At 48.1% G+C, this 16,617-nt stretch carries 18 protein-coding genes; 8 read left to right on the plus strand and 10 right to left on the minus strand.

Annotated features, from left to right (window positions below):
• Positions 1–161: 161 nt before the first annotated feature.
• Positions 162–1,589 (plus strand): proline--tRNA ligase, encoded by a 1,428-nt coding sequence (gene proS / locus GACE_RS05865; RefSeq protein ID WP_048091955.1) that lies wholly within the window; start codon positions 162–164, stop codon positions 1,587–1,589.
• 447 nt (positions 1,590–2,036) lie between these two features.
• On the plus strand, positions 2,037–2,840 hold the full coding sequence (locus GACE_RS05870; RefSeq protein WP_048091957.1) for an MBL fold metallo-hydrolase: 804 nt from the start codon (positions 2,037–2,039) through the stop codon (positions 2,838–2,840).
• Here GACE_RS05870 and GACE_RS05875 read toward each other — a convergent pair.
• Positions 2,835–3,683 (minus strand): lysylphosphatidylglycerol synthase domain-containing protein, encoded by an 849-nt coding sequence (locus tag GACE_RS05875; RefSeq protein ID WP_048091959.1) that lies wholly within the window; start codon positions 3,681–3,683, stop codon positions 2,835–2,837. The two genes, GACE_RS05870 and GACE_RS05875, sit on opposite strands and share 6 nt — an antisense overlap.
• Positions 3,684–3,737: 54 nt before the next feature.
• Between GACE_RS05875 and GACE_RS05880 the strand changes: the two genes are divergently transcribed.
• Positions 3,738–4,421, plus strand: a complete 684-nt coding sequence (locus tag GACE_RS05880) for a dolichyl-phosphate beta-glucosyltransferase (protein WP_048091963.1) — start codon at positions 3,738–3,740, stop codon at positions 4,419–4,421.
• Positions 4,418–5,128 (plus strand): DUF2103 domain-containing protein, encoded by a 711-nt coding sequence (locus tag GACE_RS05885; RefSeq protein WP_048091965.1) that lies wholly within the window; start codon positions 4,418–4,420, stop codon positions 5,126–5,128. The genes GACE_RS05880 and GACE_RS05885 overlap by 4 nt, the downstream gene beginning before the upstream one ends.
• Here GACE_RS05885 and GACE_RS05890 read toward each other — a convergent pair.
• The 6 genes from GACE_RS05890 to GACE_RS05915 are packed head-to-tail and all read right to left on the minus strand — an operon-like array spanning position 5,114 to position 11,411.
• Positions 5,114–5,821 carry a molybdenum cofactor biosynthesis protein MoaE gene (locus GACE_RS05890; RefSeq protein ID WP_048091966.1) on the minus strand — a complete coding sequence of 236 codons (708 nt, stop codon included), beginning with the start codon at positions 5,819–5,821 and terminating at the stop codon, positions 5,114–5,116. The two genes, GACE_RS05885 and GACE_RS05890, sit on opposite strands and share 15 nt — an antisense overlap.
• 4 nt (positions 5,822–5,825) lie before the next feature.
• A complete protein-coding gene (locus GACE_RS05895; protein ID WP_048091968.1) occupies positions 5,826–6,308 on the minus strand; it encodes a YfcE family phosphodiesterase in 483 nt (160 codons plus the stop codon).
• Positions 6,308–7,135 (minus strand): mechanosensitive ion channel family protein, encoded by an 828-nt coding sequence (locus tag GACE_RS05900; protein ID WP_048091969.1) that lies wholly within the window; start codon positions 7,133–7,135, stop codon positions 6,308–6,310. Before GACE_RS05900 ends, GACE_RS05895 begins: the two co-directional genes overlap by 1 nt.
• Positions 7,132–7,851, minus strand: a complete 720-nt coding sequence (locus GACE_RS05905; RefSeq protein ID WP_318249123.1) for a DUF432 domain-containing protein — start codon at positions 7,849–7,851, stop codon at positions 7,132–7,134. The genes GACE_RS05900 and GACE_RS05905 overlap by 4 nt, the downstream gene beginning before the upstream one ends.
• A 4-nt stretch (positions 7,852–7,855) precedes the next feature.
• Complete coding sequence (locus tag GACE_RS05910) at positions 7,856–9,844, minus strand: type II secretion system F family protein (protein ID WP_084063678.1); 1,989 nt, start codon at positions 9,842–9,844, stop codon at positions 7,856–7,858.
• Entirely contained in the window at positions 9,810–11,411 is a 1,602-nt protein-coding gene (locus GACE_RS05915; protein ID WP_048091972.1) for a type II/IV secretion system ATPase subunit, read from the minus strand. The genes GACE_RS05910 and GACE_RS05915 overlap by 35 nt, the downstream gene beginning before the upstream one ends.
• Before the next feature lie 106 nt (positions 11,412–11,517).
• Here GACE_RS05915 and GACE_RS05920 point away from each other — a divergent pair, with 106 nt between their 5' ends.
• Complete coding sequence (locus tag GACE_RS05920; protein ID WP_048091973.1) at positions 11,518–12,990, plus strand: 2-isopropylmalate synthase; 1,473 nt, start codon at positions 11,518–11,520, stop codon at positions 12,988–12,990.
• Here GACE_RS05920 and GACE_RS05925 read toward each other — a convergent pair.
• Positions 12,987–13,472 (minus strand): DUF2284 domain-containing protein, encoded by a 486-nt coding sequence (locus GACE_RS05925; protein ID WP_048091975.1) that lies wholly within the window; start codon positions 13,470–13,472, stop codon positions 12,987–12,989. The two genes, GACE_RS05920 and GACE_RS05925, sit on opposite strands and share 4 nt — an antisense overlap.
• A gap of 73 nt (positions 13,473–13,545) precedes the next feature.
• Between GACE_RS05925 and GACE_RS05930 the strand changes: the two genes are divergently transcribed.
• From GACE_RS05930 to GACE_RS05940, 3 genes are read left to right on the plus strand one after another with little or no spacing between them, the layout of a single operon-like run.
• Entirely contained in the window at positions 13,546–13,992 is a 447-nt protein-coding gene (locus GACE_RS05930) for a bifunctional nuclease family protein (RefSeq protein WP_048091976.1), read from the plus strand.
• Positions 13,993–14,028: 36 nt separating this feature from the next.
• Entirely contained in the window at positions 14,029–14,262 is a 234-nt protein-coding gene (locus tag GACE_RS05935; protein ID WP_048091977.1) for a NifU family protein, read from the plus strand.
• A gap of 31 nt (positions 14,263–14,293) precedes the next feature.
• A complete protein-coding gene (locus GACE_RS05940; RefSeq protein WP_048091978.1) occupies positions 14,294–14,707 on the plus strand; it encodes a hypothetical protein in 414 nt (137 codons plus the stop codon).
• On the opposite strand, the gene GACE_RS05945 is transcribed toward GACE_RS05940, so the two are convergent.
• On the minus strand, positions 14,690–15,661 hold the full coding sequence (locus GACE_RS05945) for a flippase-like domain-containing protein (RefSeq protein WP_048091980.1): 972 nt from the start codon (positions 15,659–15,661) through the stop codon (positions 14,690–14,692). The genes GACE_RS05940 and GACE_RS05945 overlap by 18 nt on opposite strands.
• A complete protein-coding gene (locus GACE_RS05950; protein WP_048093719.1) occupies positions 15,622–16,587 on the minus strand; it encodes a glycosyltransferase family 2 protein in 966 nt (321 codons plus the stop codon). Before GACE_RS05950 ends, GACE_RS05945 begins: the two co-directional genes overlap by 40 nt.
• Positions 16,588–16,617: the final 30 nt, after the last annotated feature.

Here is a 16,617-nt window from a genome sequence, read left to right on the forward strand (position 1 = left end):
AGTTTTACGTTGAGTGTAAAATAATTTCGGTACTGTGCTGCTCAACCAGATCGCCACGCCTGAAGTGGAATCCAGAAAGAGTAAATTTCTCAGAAGTGGCTGATTCGCATTAAACATCCAAATCAAAAAAGTTTTAATAACTCCCTTAGCTGCTGGTAATCATGCTTCCTCCGAAATCAAACTTCTCAGAATGGTATCATGAGATAATACAGCACGCCCAGATCATGGACATAAGGTATCCCGTGAAGGGGCTTTACGTGTGGTTTCCCTTCGGGTTCAAACTCAGAAAGCTCGTGTACGGAAAGCTCAGAGAGATAATGGATAGAGAACATGACGAGGTTTACTTCCCGGCCCTGATTCCGGAAACAGAGCTTGGAAAGGAAGGACAGCATATAAAGGGTTTCGAGGATGAGGTTTACTGGATAACCCATGGTGGTATCGATGAGCTTGATGTGAAGCTCGCATTGAGGCCTACGAGCGAGACTGCCATGTATCCGATGTTCAGGCTCTGGATACGGAGCCATGCTGACCTGCCGCTTAAGGTTTACCAGGTCGTGAACGTTTTCAGGTACGAGACAAAGCACACCAGACCTCTGATCCGGCTTAGAGAGATTACCTCTTTCAAGGAAGCCCACACAGCCCACAGAAATTATGAAGAGGCCGAAGAGAACGTCAAAAAAGCCATCAACTCCTACAAGGAATTTTACGACGCTCTCGCCATCCCGTATTTCGTGATTAAAAGGCCGGAATGGGACAAATTCCCTGGAGCAGATTACACCATTGCTTTCGACACGATCATGCCCGACGGCAGAACTCTGCAGATTGGTACGGTGCACCACCTTGCGGACAACTTTGCAAAAACGTTTGACATAAAGTATGAAACGCCGGAAGGAGACCACGCCTACATACACCAGACCTGCTATGGCATATCCGAGAGGTGCATAGCCTCGCTCATAAGCATCCATGGTGATGATGTTGGCCTCATCCTGCCGTTCGAATACGCACCTCATCAGATCGTGGTCATTCCCATCCTCTACAAGGGCAAGGAAGAGCTTGTAATGAATGTCGCCAATCAGGTTTACGACAGGTTAAGGGGCATGGGATTCAGAGTGGTCATGGACGACAGCGATGACAGACCCGGAGCGAAATACTACAGGTGGGAGCTTTTCGGAGTGCCTCTGAGGATAGAGATAGGACCAAGAGAGGCTGAGAGCAAAGAAGCCGTGGTTTCTTTCAGAGACGAAAAGGTCAAGAAGAAGATACCCATCGAAGAGCTTACAGAGGACAACATAAAAACCTGGGCAGAGGAAATGCATGCGAGACTCAGGGAAAAGGCATACAGGGAGATGATGGAAAAGGTAAGGTACTTTGATGACCTGGACAGCATGGCAGAGTGGATGGGGAAGGGAGTTGCACTCTTCCACCTCTGTGAGAGCATAGAATGCGGTGAGGAGGTCGAGGAAAGAGTCAAGGCAGGAGTACTGGGACAGCTCGTCGAGATTCCCGAAGGGATTGACGTGAGCGAGAAAGGGCAGTGCGTGGTCTGCGGGAGAGAAGGAAAGCTGAACGCAGTGGCGAAGAGCTACTGATAACCTATTCCAGCCAGTTTTTACCTTTTTTGTCGTGGTCCGGCGTTTTTTGACCATTCTCTTTAAAAATGCCGTTGAGCCCGTCCAATGTGTACCCCTCCACAAAGACACATTCCGGATTCTTGACCCACCACACTGCGACAAACTGCAGAATGTCCCCCGAAGCTAACACCATCCCTCACCGCAGGCTCATGCCATCTCAGGATGGCTGACCGTTCGGGGCTGTCCCATGTCGGGGTTGCCCTGAAGTCATCGAAGGAGCATTTGCTCCCGCTCATCCAGGGACCATGCGACATGGTGTAACCCCAACGCTTGCAGGGAGCTTCATCGCAAGCCTTGCTTTCTCCACCCCCTCCCCGGTTGGGGCAATAAAAATATAGCACTTAAAGGATAATAAATGTTGCCTTGGCACAATTTTTTTCAATTTTCAATGAATAATCATACACCATGGACGCAGAAGTTATCGAGCTTTCAGATTCCTTAAAGCTATACAGAATCGGACATTTCAACTACTATGTCTTCAGCGGGGAAAAGAACGTTCTCATAGAGGTCGGATGGAGCTGTGTTGCTGAAAAATTCCTCGAAGTTCTCGAGGAGGATATCGATGCCATCATACTCACCCACGCCCACTCAGACCACATAACCGGCCTGCCCCGAATTCTCGAAGAGTACCCTGACGCTGAGGTTTTTGCGCATGAGAATGTTTCAAGGCTCTTTCAGAGGGAAAAAGTCGTCAACATCTGGCTCCAGGAGGATGCGTTTGTCTGCGGTCATGAAATCAAAACTGAAAACGGTTTCAGGGTTGACAGAGCAGTAGGCGATGGTGATTATGTTTACGGGCTTGAGATATACGAGGCCACTGGCCACTCTCCGGATTCGATCATAGTATATCACAGAAAGAGCAACGCTCTCCTCATATCTGACTGCTTCGGATTCATCACCTCTTCAGGAGTCCACGCTCCTCTGTTTTTCTACAGCTTTGAAGAATATCTGAACTCCATAGAGAAGATTGCCTCATTCAGGCCTGAAATTCTGGGTCTGGGACACATACACGTTTTCAGAGGAAGAGAGTGCGACGCCGTAGCAAGAAAAGCCAGAGAAGAGACATTAAAAGCCAGGGAGCTGATAAGGTCCGGTGCAAGCGATGAAGAGCTTTACGAAAGGTTCATAGTCGGGGAACTGAGGCTGTACCCGGGAGAAACCATGCTGAACTCTGTAAAAATACTGAAGAAGAGGGTCCTTGAATCATGAACCCCTTTTTTCCATGATCACAGCCAGACCCGGCAGATCCGCAGCAACCGTTGAAACCCTGACCAGGATGGAATGGGCAACTCCGGCATTCAGATTGCTGGAGATAGCAGAAACCAGCAGAGCTGAGCCTGATTCAAAAACTCCAAGCCCAGCAGGAGTTAGAGGAACGAACATCAGGAGAGTCGCCAGGGGCTGAATGAGCATGGCCTGAACGAATCCTGCATCAATCCTGGCTGAAAGGAACAGATAGTACCACTGGAGTCCGGTCAGCAACCAACCCGCAAGCGATATCAGAACGATAAATGGAGTGTGCCTGGCGGTTTTCCGTGCATGAATTCTTATTTCTCTCAGCCGGCCAATGTCTGGGGGAATGTCAGACCACAGGTAGAGTATGGCCGCCACCGTCAGAATGGCGGGAAGAGCGAGAAGATAAACCTCTTCAGGCTTCAGAAAGTAAACCACCGCAAGTGATGCCCCGAATATCTTGACGACCAGCTCCACCGCCTGGGATGACAGGATCACACCCATGAATGCATCCGCGTTCATCCCATATCTCTGAGCGAAAAGCGGTGCAGAGAAGTATCCAACCCTGCCGGGTGTGAAGTCTCCAAGGATCATGCCGGCAAAATGTGCTTTCATAACATCGATGAAGTCAGAGTGCTGTCCCGATTTAACCAGAAGGTAGTGAATTCTGAACGAGAGGATGAGGTTCAGCAGAACGTAGAAAACAACTCCGTAAAAGAAGTAAACAGGATTTGCAGAGAGCAGATACTGGAGCGAATCCCTAAAAAGGAAAACCAGCATGACGACCAATGCCAGCCCCACAGCAAGTCTGAGACGCATTGATGAAGTAAACAGGTTATAAACTTTAAATATTTCGAGTCAGTCTTTCGTCAAATGATATCGATAATATTTCCTGCATATAACGAAGCGGCAAGACTGAAAAAAGCGTTTGAAAGCGTAAGAGAATACATGACAGAAAATTTTGACGAATTTGAGATAATCATAGCTGAAGACGGCTCCACTGACGGCACTGACAGAATAGCACAGAGCTTGGAGGAAAAATACTCTTTCGTCAGGCATCTGCACAGCGATGAAAGGCTTGGGAGGGGGAAAGCCCTGAACAACGCCATAAAAAACTCCAGATACCAGTTTGTCCTCTACATGGACGTTGACCTGTCCACAGATCTCAAACACATAAAAGACGTGTACGACGCCCTCGAAAGCGGTTACGACATCGCCATAGGGTCAAGACTCATGAGAGAGAGCTCCGCCAGCAGACCATTTTCAAGAGACTTTCCCTCGAAAACATACAACTTTCTCGTGAGAACTCTGCTGGGGTCAAAAATTCACGACCACCAGTGCGGATTCAAGGGCTTCAGGAAATCAAGTATCATCAGAATAATAGACAGAATAGAGGACAACCACTGGTTCTGGGATACTGAACTGCTGGTCCTTGCCCAGCGAGAGGGGCTGAAAATAAAGGAAATTCCGGTGAGTTGGAAACACGGCGGCGATTCGAAGGTGAGTGTTGCCAGGGACAGCATCTACATGCTCAGAAACATACTGAGAATGATATGAAATGCAGGTTCTGCTTCTCAGAGCTTGAAGAAGAGTTTGATTTCTGTCTTGTCTGTGGCAACCGCAATCTGAAGCTCGCGGGACTTTTTGCAGAGTCCGGAAGGCTGAACCTGGCATTATTCGGGGACGTGCAGAGAACGCTAACCTTCAGGCTTTACGGTGAATGGGAAAGTCTGAGAAACACCTTTGAGGTTGTCTGGGAAAAGCTGCACAGAAAAAGAGCAGATAAGCTGTATCTGTCGGGAGAAAGCAGAGACATTATCTCCGAAACCGAAAGAATGCTCAAACTGAGTGCCCTCTACCCTCTGGAGATCTCGGTTCTTGAACCGATGGAGAGGAATGAATTCCTCAGAACTCTGAGTGAGTTTATGACAAGCTCCGGAGAGATGGAAAAAGTGCATTTAAGGCCTGAGAGCAAGATAGGTGGGGCGCATTCGACAATCATAGGGGGGCGGGAGGGAAGAGGGCTTGTGATGAGAATAGCTGAATCAGAATTCGTGAAAAAGATTGTGCCCGGAATTATAGAAAACAAGGGAACCACCACAGGCAGTGTCAGATTGAAGCTCACGAGAAGCGATGACAGGGGGAACATAAGGGCGCTGCTCATCCACGGGGGAAGTGTCCAGCAGATTCACGTGATTACGACGGCAAGAAACAGAGAAGAGGGGGAAATGCTGATAAAAATGCTCCGCTCACTCCTTCATTAGATCCCGGTCGTGCGCCCAGATTTCCCCGTCAATGTAAATCTCCTTCTTCCAGACCGGGAGCTTTGCCTTGAAAAGCCCTACAGCTTTTTTCAGCGGTTCCCACAGATGTTTTCTGTGTTCCGCCATAACCGCAACATAAACTATGTCCTCTCCTGGAACGAGGGTGCCAACCCGGTGGTAGATCCGAACTCCCCTCACACCATCATATCCCAGAATCTCCTGCTCAATCTCCTCCCTGACCCTGTCAAAGAGTTCATCGTACTTCTCGTACTCAAGTCTGACCACCTCCCTGCCATCAGAAATTCTCCTCACGAACCCGACGAAGACTCCTATGGCCCCGGAAAACTCCGCTCCGGCACTCTCCTTAAGCTTCCGCATTATGCTCTTTATGGTCTCACAGTCATCAGCGGTTTCAGCCTCCTCAGCACTCTCAATCTCCGGAATTTCAATGCCCAGATTCTCGACCTCTTCTTTCATGAATCCCTTCAGCAAAGCGTAATCATAACCGAGGTCTGCAAGAACCTCAAGCACATCCCTGAGATTTCTGGGCTTTACGGTAAAACTCACGCAGTTTTCACCGAAGAGAACTTTTTCCCCTTCTGGATTGCCTTTCTCGATTACTATTGCCTTCCCTTTTTTTTCAAGCTCCTTGGCGATCTTTTCTGCACTGGCACTGACGATGCACACCTTCATGACATCACCCGATCAGCTCTCTCCTTATTTCTACCTTTCCTTCATCAATATCGATGACCGCACAGCTCGGAAGCGAGAGTCTGGGTCTGGTTGGACTTCCCGGACAGATGACTCTGACACTGTCGAACTGCTCCGAATGAAACCGGTGAATGTGGCCGAAAATCACAAGCCCGGCACCAAGCTCCATGGCTCTGTAGGCAAGATCATGAAACTCGTAATCGAAATGCCCCGCATGTGTGAGAAACACCCTGACTCCATCAACCTCAAAGACCTCAAATTGATTCAGTTTTCTCTTAACCTCAGGGTCGTCGCTATTCCCGTGCACTCCGATGAAATCGTATTCTGAAGACATGACATCGACGACATCCATTGTGGTGTAGTCCCCTGCATGGACGACCATATCGGCAGCGTCAAATAAACCGATCAGCGAATCCGGAAGGTCCCGGAAATTCTCAGCATGCGTATCCGAGACTGCAACAATTCGCATCACTCATCTCTCCCGTGTTTCAGTTCAGGCTCATTCGCAAACCAGATTACTCTCTGAGGGAACGGAATTTCAATACCATTCCTCTCCAGCTCCTCCTTAATTCTGCTCAGCAGGGCCATCTTCACATCATACCACACCTGCACGGGAGACCATATCCTCACGACGATGTTCACTGAGCTATCACCGAGATCGTTCACAAATACCGCCGGTGCCGGATTTTTAAGAGCGAATGGTTCCTTTTCTATGACTCCCTTTATTATTTCCACAGCCCGGTCAATATCATCCGAATACCTTATCCCTATGACGTACTCGAACCTTCTCGCCACATTTCCGGTGAGGTTCGTTATTTCACTTGTGAAGAGAGTATTGTTGGGTATCCGGACATAAAGCCCGTCATACGTTCTGACGATTGTTGACATTATCCCAATATCTTCCACATAACCCGATATGCCTGCAACGCTGATCTGGTCCCCAATTTTCACGGGCTTCTCCCACAGGATGAAGATGCCTGAGATGAAGTTGGACACCACACTCTGGCTTGCGAAACCGAGAACTATACCGGTAATCCCACCTGCAACAAGAAGTCCTGATGGATTCAGACCCAGAAACGGCAGAGCCGTGAGAAACGCAACAAGAACTATGATGTAGTAAACCACCTTTAATATAAGCTCCCTCTGATTTTTCTCAATCCTGTCGCCAAGCGTCCTCCTCAGATTGGTGGTAAGCACTTTTGCCAGAAAAACACCGAACGAGATTATGAATATGGCAATCAGGAAATTCCCGATGGTTACATCGCCGTATATTTTGACACCGAGCAGGTCTATCATACGCCCCACTCCATGAAAAATCTCTTGGTAACCACAGGCACTTTTCTCGGCGTGAACACTTCCACGCTCTTCCTCATACCATCCCTCATCGTGTCCATCAGGAACTTCGTTTCGGCAGAGGCCTTCGAGAGAATCTCCATCTCGGCATTTGAGAACACCATCTCGTCGCTGTAGTAAATCTTCATGAGATAGACGTTGAATACCGCACGGCTCACCTCAACCCATTCGCCGAAGTTGTTCCTTATCGATATCCTCATGACCCCCTCTTCAAGCGGATTCCGTTCCGGCAGGTTGGTGAACAGTTCACTCTCCCAGTACCTGCACACCACCCCGTTTCTCGGGTCTCCGTAAAGACTGTACTTCAGACTGACATTGGAGAAAACATCAATCAGCTCGATATCACCCTTTCCAGTTGTGAAAACCCCAATTTCCACAGGAAAAGTCGTGAAAAAAGTTTTCCTGTGGCCCGGTTCGATTAAAAGCGTATTTCTGAAATTTATTTCAAGATAATTGGTAACGTTTTTAGGGAGATTCACGGGTTCCACCGGATTCACTGCAATTTTACCCTCCCTCGATGCGAGAACCTTTTCCACCCGGCCGTCATCAGATTCCCTGATGTACCTGAAAACCTCTGACTCCTTTTCGATCCTGAGTGTGTGCCTTCCAAACTTCAGTTCCATTTCCTGCAGGGGATACACCCCGTAACCCACCTTCATCTTCTCAGAACCCCACGCCGACAAAATACACAAAAACCAGCAGTGCAGAAACCACCATGAAAATTGAGTGCTTTATTCCAGACCTCAAGCTTCCTGACCCCATGACTCCGGCAACAAGTCCACTGAAAAGCCCGTTAAGGAGGCTTGCGTGGTAGAAGAGAGTTGTGGTTTCAGAGACGTTAAGGGAGGCAAAGTAAACTCCTGAAACAGACTGGGGAACCGAGATATTCGAGAAAACCTTGATGAAATTCTGGTTGAGTATCACAATCGTGAACAGGAAGACATAGAAGGTGACGTAGACTATAACGGTGTAGACAAACATCTCGTTCGCAACCCTCTTTCTGAATTCAAGGAACATCTCCGCATCCGTTGCTGCGGTGAAAATGGCAGCCTTTACATTGTCCGTGGCTTCAAGCGCTTTCACGAGGATGGATATGACCTTCCCCACGACCGGGCTGCCCACCCTCTCTTCAAACCTCAGAAAGGCTTCGGTGGCGAGCCTTCCCCACTCTATGTCCTTCCTTATGTTGGATATCTCCCTCGTCAGGGCCCCGAGGTCAGACATGGAGAGGACCTTGAGGGCGTTCACAAGTGTTAGACCGCTTTCGTTAAGACTGCCCAGCTGCTTCAGAAGATCCGGCAGTTCATTTTCCATTTTTCTGAGTTTTACAATCCTGATTTCATAAAGTATCGTATATGGTATTGCCACAATCAGAAGCACGGCCACAAGAAGGGTTTCTATTCTCAATTTACCGAATGCAATCGCAGAAAACAGCAGTGCCGCCGGAATGGTTGCTGCAAGAGTGTAATGGGGGTTTCTCAGAATTAGGTCGATATTGAAAATCTTTTTCAGATCAGACTTCAGCCTCTTCAGCAACCTTGCCAGCCTGCCCTTTGACCGGTATCCTGAGACTCTGTCCACAGAGATTATCTTTGCCCCGATGAAGAGGGGAGTCGCTACCCTCTCGACCCATCCTCCCTCCTCACGCTTCATCATGGAGTTTATGAGCCAGATGAACATGACCGCACCGATGGGTATGTAGCCATACACAATCAGCTTCGAAAAAGACGATTCCGCTCCACCCATCATACCCAGAAGTATGAACACGATCAGCGAGAACAGGGGGGCAACAACGAACATGGCCACATACACTTCCCCGAAAATTTCAAGCGTGTTGATGAATATCTCGTAGTATCTCTCCCTTTCCTCAATGAAGTGGGATGATTTGAACTCGAGGAACTCACTGACCTTCCCGCCACCCTCAACAACGCCAATCATGTCCTCAAGAAACTCGGAGAGTTTCGAGGATGGTGTGGTGTTGGAAACAAACCTCATTGCAGATATGAGATCCCTGTGAAAAACGCTCACCTCCCTGTAGATTATCGAGAACTCCTTTCCCACTTCTCCGGTTATCGATCTTTCCTCAGCAATTGTCTTTATGATCTCGAGCAGCGAAGCCCCTCCCTTGGACATTCCCAGCATTATGTTCACAACATGGGGGAGGGTTGATTCTATCTTGGACCTTCTCTGTACCAGAATGAGTCTCGGGTAATACAGAATGGCGAGCCGGGATAGTATGAAGAGAAGCGCTGTCATGGCTGTCAGCACGATAAGTTCGAACACGAAAACATCCGGTTTCTGAAATGAAAGCCTGATGGGTATTTCACGGTAGCTGACGATGTCAACCGGGAGAAATGACAGGCCACCGGTGTAGCTGGCGTAATAATAACCGAGAACCTTGGCCACCGAGTAGGAGAACATTATGTACAGCGGGAGAAAGACGAGAGGATAAAATGTGGCTATCGCAAGATATCTCGGGACGGTCACGGGCAATCTCGAGGAAACCAGTGTCTTTTCAAGATTGTGATATCTATCCCTGTCCCTCTCATACCTCTTCCTGAAATACCTGACAAATGGTCTGGGAGCGTAAACTGCAAATTTTTCCCTGAAAGTGTCCTCAGAGTTGGATCGCCTGTCCTGCATCAGTGTCATGGGCCTCTACCTCTCTATATATCATTTCGAACGGCTGGCCTGGGTTGAGATAGTACGCTTGGAACATGTGGGTCAGCTTGATGTAGTCCCTGACGTTATTTTTATCGAGGAACTTCAAAAATTCCGCCCTTCTCTTCAGCTCTTCCTGCACCTCATCATAGCTTTCACCCCTTATCATCGCAATTTTCTCCAGCTTCTTTGAGGGGTTTATGAGGTAATAGGCATCATCGTAAGACGACCAGCGGACGAATTCATTGATGAGAAGCTCCTTCTCATTCGGATCTATTCCGAGGAACTCGTAAATTGCTTTCGCTCTCCTTCTTCTAACACTCTCCTTCGTCCACTGGGTCTGAACCACCACTATGTCGAGGAACTGTATCAGGCTCCTCGGGACATTCAGAGGCTCACTCTCAAGCCTGTAGATCACCTGATACACATCACCTGCGTGGAGCGTCGAGTAGGCCGCATGACCCGTCGACATAGCCTGAAACAGAGTCTGTGCCTCTATACCTCTAATCTCTCCCACGACGATGTACTCTGGCCTCTGCCTCATCGCAGCCTTGAGCAGGTCGTACATGGAAATAACGTTCTCATCACCTGTGGTAACCTCTCGAGTAACTCCTGCAATCCAGTTTTCATGATAGAGGACGATTTCCCTTGTGTCTTCTATGGACACAACCTTCACGTCCGGAGGGAGAAACATCAGTATTGCGTTGAGGGTTGTTGTTTTCCCCGCTGCAGTTTCACCGACTACCAGAATGTTCAGCTTGTTCTCTATTGCGAGCCAGAAATACGCCATCTGCTCGTAGGTATAGGTGCCGAACCTTATGAGGTCTATGGGCGTGAGTGGCTCCTCAGTGAATTTTCTGATCGTGAATGAAGAACCTCTCGGAGTTATTTCGGTACCGTATGTGGCCTGCAGCCTGCTGCCATCGGGCAGTGTCGCATCGATTATGGGGTTTCCGTAGCTTATGTGCTTGCCGGACATCTGAACGAGTGACTGGACGGTTCTGTCAAGCTCCACATCGCCAAAAATGATGTTTGTGGGTATGTTGCCATACCTCTTGTGGTACACGTAAACTGGTATGTTGTATCCATCACAGCTTATATCCTCGATATACGGGTCATTGACAAGTGGATCGATCTGCCCAAAGCCAATAAAATCCCTGTACAGATAGTAAAGGTACTTCAATCTCAGAACCGGGTCGAGTTCAACCGCAAATTCATCGACAACCTCATTGAATGCAGAGAGGAGAATCTTCTCCTTCTGAAACAGGTCAGTAACCACGTCCTTCAAAACCAGGATGTTCGTAAGCTCAAAATAAATCCTTTCAAGGAGCTGAAACTCGTCAGGGTTCAGCGTTGGCTCCATCGTGTTGTACTTCAGTTTGTTCGTATCCCTGTCAAGTATAATCTCAGCCGCAACAAATGGTCTGAAAATCCAGTAACCCTCTCTGATTACCCCCTGAGCCTCCTCTCCCAGATCCTCGATTATCTCCTCTTCAGACACATACTCCAGAAGATGCTTTTTGAGAAGCGGATAATACTTGGTACTAAGCGTAAACATACAATCTTTTATTTTCTGTTAACAATATATAAATGTTACATTATCCTCACAGCATAACGCGTTTTGGAGATTAATTTTTTATAGCATTTTTAAATGGCTTAAAGAGATGACTGTGAGAATCCTTGACACAACCCTGAGGGATGGGGAACAGACGCCGGGCGTTTCACTCAGCGTTGAGCAGAAACTGATGATAGCCGAAGCTCTTGACAAGATGGGCGTTGACATAATTGAGGCTGGCACGGCGATAGCCTCAGAAGGAGAGTTCCGGGCGATAAAGGCGATAAGTGAAGCGGGTTTGAACGCTGAAATTTGCAGCTTTGGAAGGATTAAATTCGAAGACATTGATGCTGCCGCAGATGCGGGAGCAGATTCAATCTTCATGGTAGCACCCTCATCAGATATTCACATCTCAAGCAAGTTTCCCGGAAAAACGAGAAGTGAAATTGTTGAGATGTCTGTAAAAGCCATAGAATACGCAAAGGAGAGAGGTTTGATAGTCGAGTTCGGTGGAGAGGATGCATCAAGAGCAGATTTTGAGTTTCTGATAAAGCTGTACGACAGTGCCGTTGAGGCCAGAGCAGACCGCCTTACATTCACAGACACCGTTGGTGTATTCACCCCAGAAAGGGCATTCGAAACCATGCAGAAGCTCAGTGAAAGATACAGCATCCCGGTGGCATTTCACGGCCACGACGATTTTGGGCTTGCAACGGCAAACACCGTTTTTGCTGTGAAGGGTGGAGCAGACGAAATACACGTTGCTGTGAACGGTCTTGGAGAGAGAGCAGGAAACGCAGCACTGGAAGAGGTGGTCATGGCTCTTGAGTTCCTCTACGGTGTCAAAACGAAAATCAACAAGCAGATGATTTATCCCGCATCTCAGCTCATAGAAAAGCTCAGCAGGGTGAAGGTGCCTCCAAACAAGCCCATTGTTGGAGATAACGCCTTTACACACGAAAGCGGGATACACACATCCGCACTTCTCAAAAACTCACAGACCTACGAGCCCATATCTCCCGAGATTATCGGAAGAAAGAGGCTCATCGTCCTCGGAAAGCATGCCGGCAGGGCAAGTGTTGAGATGATAATGAAAGAACTCGGTTACAAGGCAACTCCAGACCAGATGAAGGAGATACTTTCCAGGATAAAGGAGGTCGGAGACAGGGGCAAGAGGGTAACGGATGCGGACATCAGAACAATAATAGAGACTGTCCTCCAGATCAGAAAGGAGAGAAAGGTGGAGCTTCTCGATTTATCGATCGTCAGCGGTGTGAACCTGATGCCCACCGCCAGCATAAAGCTGAAAATCAACGGCAAGGAAGTGATAGAGGCAGGGGTCGGAACGGGCCCGGTAGATGCAGCCATAAACGCAATAAAGAAAGCAATAAAGGATTTTGCAGACATAGAACTTGTGGGGTATCACGTCGATGCGATCACCGGCGGGACTGATGCGCTTGTTGATGTGATAGTCCAGCTGAAAAAAGAGGACAAGGTTGTAACTGCGAGAGGCGCGAGGACCGACATAGTGATGGCGAGCATTGAGGCATTCATCGAGGGTCTGAACATGCTGATAGACTAATCGAGCAGTATCACCGCAACGCTCCTGCTATCGCCAATCCTGATACCAAACTGGGAGACAATGATACCCATCGATGAAACGGACGGCCTGACCCTCTCTTTTTTCACACACTCTCCTGTTTTCTCATAGGAACATTCATCACACAGGTCGCATCCTCCGGGGAACAGGGCAAAGGCAAGCGGATACTTTTCGAGCAATCTGGACTCCAGCTCAGGCAAGAGCTCCTGCATTCTTTTTTTGTCCTCCATGTAATCCCTGAAGGAGTACGTGATGACCACAGCCTTCCTGTAAGAGCCTATAAATTCGGTGAAGTTTTCAGGCACCTCTGGCGGGCAGGAATACCTCTTACCGTAATACATGCAGCCGAATTTGCACTTCCACCTTGTTCTCGAATCCGTTTTGATTTTTTCAATCACTGAGATGCTATCAACCCTGATTCCCTTCCTTTCTGCCATTTCTGCAATAAGCTCTACCAGATCCATGGAGAAGGTTTTATGCGAATTAAAAAAAATAACGCAGGAAGTTTTTAATACTTCAAAAACCGAAATTCCTTAAATGAAAAAAGTTGAGATCGTGGGGGTGTATCTCGCCCCAAGCATATTCGGAGGAACCCCTGTGGTGCTGCTCAGAGAGGATACCGGAAGGATTCTCCAGATATTCATAGGGGCTCCCGAAGCCCTTGCAATCCATTCCGCCATACAGGGCATAACTCCCCCCAGACCCATGACTCATGATCTGACGGCCGAAATACTGGAAAGGCTGAACGCCAGAATCGAGAAAGTTGTTATCGACGACCTCATCGAAAACACATTTTATGCGAGAATATTCATAAAGATGGACGAAATGGAGCATGAGATAGATGCAAGGCCGAGCGACAGCATAGCTCTCGCTTTGAGGTTCGACGCAGAGGTGTTTGTGGAGGAAAAGGTATTCGACGAGGCAGGGTACATTCGGGATGTACCTGAAGATTACGTCCCCTTTGAGCAGCTCACCATAGAGTGAGAAAACTTTTTAACATGCCTAAAAGACCATGTTTCTATGAGTCTGAAGGAAAAGGTTGAAGAGGTTATCGAAAAGGAGATTCGCCCGGCTCTGATAAGGGATGGAGGCAATATTGCAGTTATCGATGTTGACGAGGAGAGTGGAGAGGTCAAGGTTAAGCTTCTCGGTTCATGCCACGGCTGTCCGATGTCCCAGCTCACACTGACAATGTTCGTCGAACAGCACCTCAGGAGCAGAATACCAGAAGTGAAAAAAGTAACCCCGGTGTAAACTTTTTAATCTCTGCCTTTAATTTTCCCCAATGATAGCATACATTGAACCTCTGAAGGTTCTTATTTACGGCGGAAAGGCTTTGAAAGGCGAAGAGGGCAGTGGGTTCGGTGGTTTCTGCTCCTGCGGTGGTGAAATGCAGCAGATTACCTGGCACAGTGATCAGGACACAAGAATACTGATCGCAGAATGTGAAACCTGCTGGAAAACCGAAGCCATTGTTTTCAGAGACAGACAGTTTGTCGAAAGGTGTGAGGTAAAGGTATTCAAGAGAAACGAGCTGAAAGACCTGCTTTCAGAGCTGCTATCCGGCTCAGAGTATGAAGCACTCATGGCAAAAAGGCTTGGTGAACAGTACAACTACTCTGCATTCAGCAGAGCTAAAAAGAAGCTCGAAGAAATTGGATTTGATGCTGAAGAGCTGCTGTCAGAGCTTATTTTTTAAATAATACACTGCAGACACCAGCCCCACAAGAATGTTGGACACGTAGGTTATTATCCTCCACAGCCCCGCAACTGCCCCTATCCTGCACGATGCAAAGCTCGAGTAGAGGTAGAAAAAGCCGAACTCGGCTATACCGCTGCTTCCGGGCGTCAGGGGGACGAGAGACACGATGACAAGTATCGCCTGGGAGGTCAGAGACAGAATCCAGTGAGGCTCGCACGAGAACGCCATTAAAAGAACAGAGGGAATCAGAAACTCTGACAGCCATATGAAGCCTGTCAGGAGGAAAAGAACAAACGCCATCCGTCTGTTTTTCAGCATTTCTGAAATCGCATTTCTGAAACTCCAGATTTCTCTTTCCAGTCTCTCGATCAGATCTCCCCTGAATCTCTTTTCGAGAAAGCCGAGAAGTCTCCCTATGCGTTCTGGAGACTTGAAAAGCTCGTACAGGAATACGAAGAAGAGAATGAGCAGAGCGGTGAATATTATGCCCACTTTCAACCCGAGTCCCACAGCGAATCCCGAAATGGATATCATGGCAAGGAGAAATACGGAAAAGAAGAGAGCATCGAGGAACCTTTCAACCATTATGCAGGCTGTGGCGGAACCTGCACTCATTCCTGAGTCAACAAGAACCTTGATCCTCACCGGCTCCCCGCCTGCGGAAGAGGGAGTTATTGCTGCCACAAAGTTGCTCGAAAGGACTCCAGCGAAAAGACGGGATATTCTGGCTCTGTGTTCTAGAACTCTCACAATGACCCACAGTCGAATCGTCCAGAAAATCCAGAAGAACGCGTGAAGGATTAGCGCAATAACAATGAAGCTGAGTTTCGCCCCTGCGAAATCCTCAACGCTGACATTTCCGATTTTCGTGATTGCCGCAATCGATAGTACTGTTATCGTTACTGCAAGTATCAGCTTTTTAGCTGTTCCATTCTTTTCACTGCCTTCCACTCGACACCCTTGTTCCTCAGGAAGTTAAAAATTGCGGAAATTGATGCTGCCTGTAGCACAAGTGAATAAACAATGAACCCAACAAAAGTCCCGAATCCATCCTTCCCGTAATACAAAAGCAGGGAAGGGAGAGATAGCAGAATGAACGGAATGAACAGAGATGGGAAGAAGGTCAGGGTCAGTGCCGAAATCCAGGAGGTGACGAATGCGGCATTCCCGGATTTAAGCACGTCAGGAAGATACTTCCAGAGTTCAAGTCCGCCGTAATACCACCTCTTCCTCTGTTCAAAAAAGTCTCTCCAGGTCAGAGGAGATTGTTCGTAAAAAAACCCGTCCACAAGCTCCGCTTTAAGTCCCTTACAGTGCATCCTTGTTGAGAAGTCGGCATCCTCGGTCAGTGCATCCTCATTCAACCTGTGCCTGAACAGAGTATCTCCATCAAGAACGCCTATCAGCCCGTTGAACTGCCTGAAACCGGAGTGTTTGAGAAGAAAGCCGATAAGCCGGTATTCAAACTCCACCGCCCTTGTTGTGCTGTTCACGGGATTGGATATTCGCCGCCTGGCAGAGGCGATGAAGACGCCATTCCGTACAGCATCAGCACACCTTGGGATAACACCTTCTTCAGGCCGGGAATCCACGTCGAGTATGGCCACAAAATCAGGCTTAAATTTCCTCAGATGATCGAGAGCATCGTTTATCGCTCCCGCCCTCTTACCCCTTCTGGTATTCCTGGCAAGAACCTCGAAACCGTACTTTCTGAGCATCCTTGCCCTGTCATCACTCTCATCGCCATCGAAAGAGAAAACAATCATGCACTCCATTCCACCAAAATCGAGGTTATTGAGGTATTCAGCACATTCCTGCAGAGTTTCAGCAGGTTCAAAGACCGAAACGGGAACGATCAGTGCAATTCTTTTCCTCACATCCGATGCTGAATTTTTCGGAATTTTAGT

Source organism: Geoglobus acetivorans (assembly GCF_000789255.1).
In the GTDB taxonomy this organism is placed as follows: domain Archaea; phylum Halobacteriota; class Archaeoglobi; order Archaeoglobales; family Archaeoglobaceae; genus Geoglobus; species Geoglobus acetivorans_B.

What these genes read in the sequence shown, in the direction of transcription:
- GACE_RS05930 (WP_048091976.1), top strand. Translation starts at nt 13,546, where the DNA reads ATGAAAAAAGTTGAGATCGTGGGGGTGTATCTCGCCCCAAGCATATTC.
- GACE_RS05895 (WP_048091968.1), bottom strand. Translation starts at nt 6,308, where the DNA reads ATGCGAATTGTTGCAGTCTCGGATACGCATGCTGAGAATTTCCGGGAC.
- GACE_RS05890 (WP_048091966.1), bottom strand. Translation starts at nt 5,821, where the DNA reads ATGAAGGTGTGCATCGTCAGTGCCAGTGCAGAAAAGATCGCCAAGGAG.
- GACE_RS05920 (WP_048091973.1), top strand. Translation starts at nt 11,518, where the DNA reads ATGACTGTGAGAATCCTTGACACAACCCTGAGGGATGGGGAACAGACG.
- GACE_RS05885 (WP_048091965.1), top strand. Translation starts at nt 4,418, where the DNA reads ATGAAATGCAGGTTCTGCTTCTCAGAGCTTGAAGAAGAGTTTGATTTC.
- GACE_RS05900 (WP_048091969.1), bottom strand. Translation starts at nt 7,135, where the DNA reads ATGATAGACCTGCTCGGTGTCAAAATATACGGCGATGTAACCATCGGG.
- GACE_RS05910 (WP_084063678.1), bottom strand. Translation starts at nt 9,844, where the DNA reads ATGACACTGATGCAGGACAGGCGATCCAACTCTGAGGACACTTTCAGG.
- GACE_RS05905 (WP_318249123.1), bottom strand. Translation starts at nt 7,851, where the DNA reads ATGAAGGTGGGTTACGGGGTGTATCCCCTGCAGGAAATGGAACTGAAG.
- GACE_RS05880 (WP_048091963.1), top strand. Translation starts at nt 3,738, where the DNA reads ATGATATCGATAATATTTCCTGCATATAACGAAGCGGCAAGACTGAAA.
- GACE_RS05915 (WP_048091972.1), bottom strand. Translation starts at nt 11,411, where the DNA reads ATGTTTACGCTTAGTACCAAGTATTATCCGCTTCTCAAAAAGCATCTT.
- GACE_RS05870 (WP_048091957.1), top strand. Translation starts at nt 2,037, where the DNA reads ATGGACGCAGAAGTTATCGAGCTTTCAGATTCCTTAAAGCTATACAGA.
- GACE_RS05925 (WP_048091975.1), bottom strand. Translation starts at nt 13,472, where the DNA reads ATGGATCTGGTAGAGCTTATTGCAGAAATGGCAGAAAGGAAGGGAATC.
- GACE_RS05875 (WP_048091959.1), bottom strand. Translation starts at nt 3,683, where the DNA reads ATGCGTCTCAGACTTGCTGTGGGGCTGGCATTGGTCGTCATGCTGGTT.
- proS (WP_048091955.1), top strand. Translation starts at nt 162, where the DNA reads ATGCTTCCTCCGAAATCAAACTTCTCAGAATGGTATCATGAGATAATA.
- GACE_RS05935 (WP_048091977.1), top strand. Translation starts at nt 14,029, where the DNA reads ATGAGTCTGAAGGAAAAGGTTGAAGAGGTTATCGAAAAGGAGATTCGC.
- GACE_RS05940 (WP_048091978.1), top strand. Translation starts at nt 14,294, where the DNA reads ATGATAGCATACATTGAACCTCTGAAGGTTCTTATTTACGGCGGAAAG.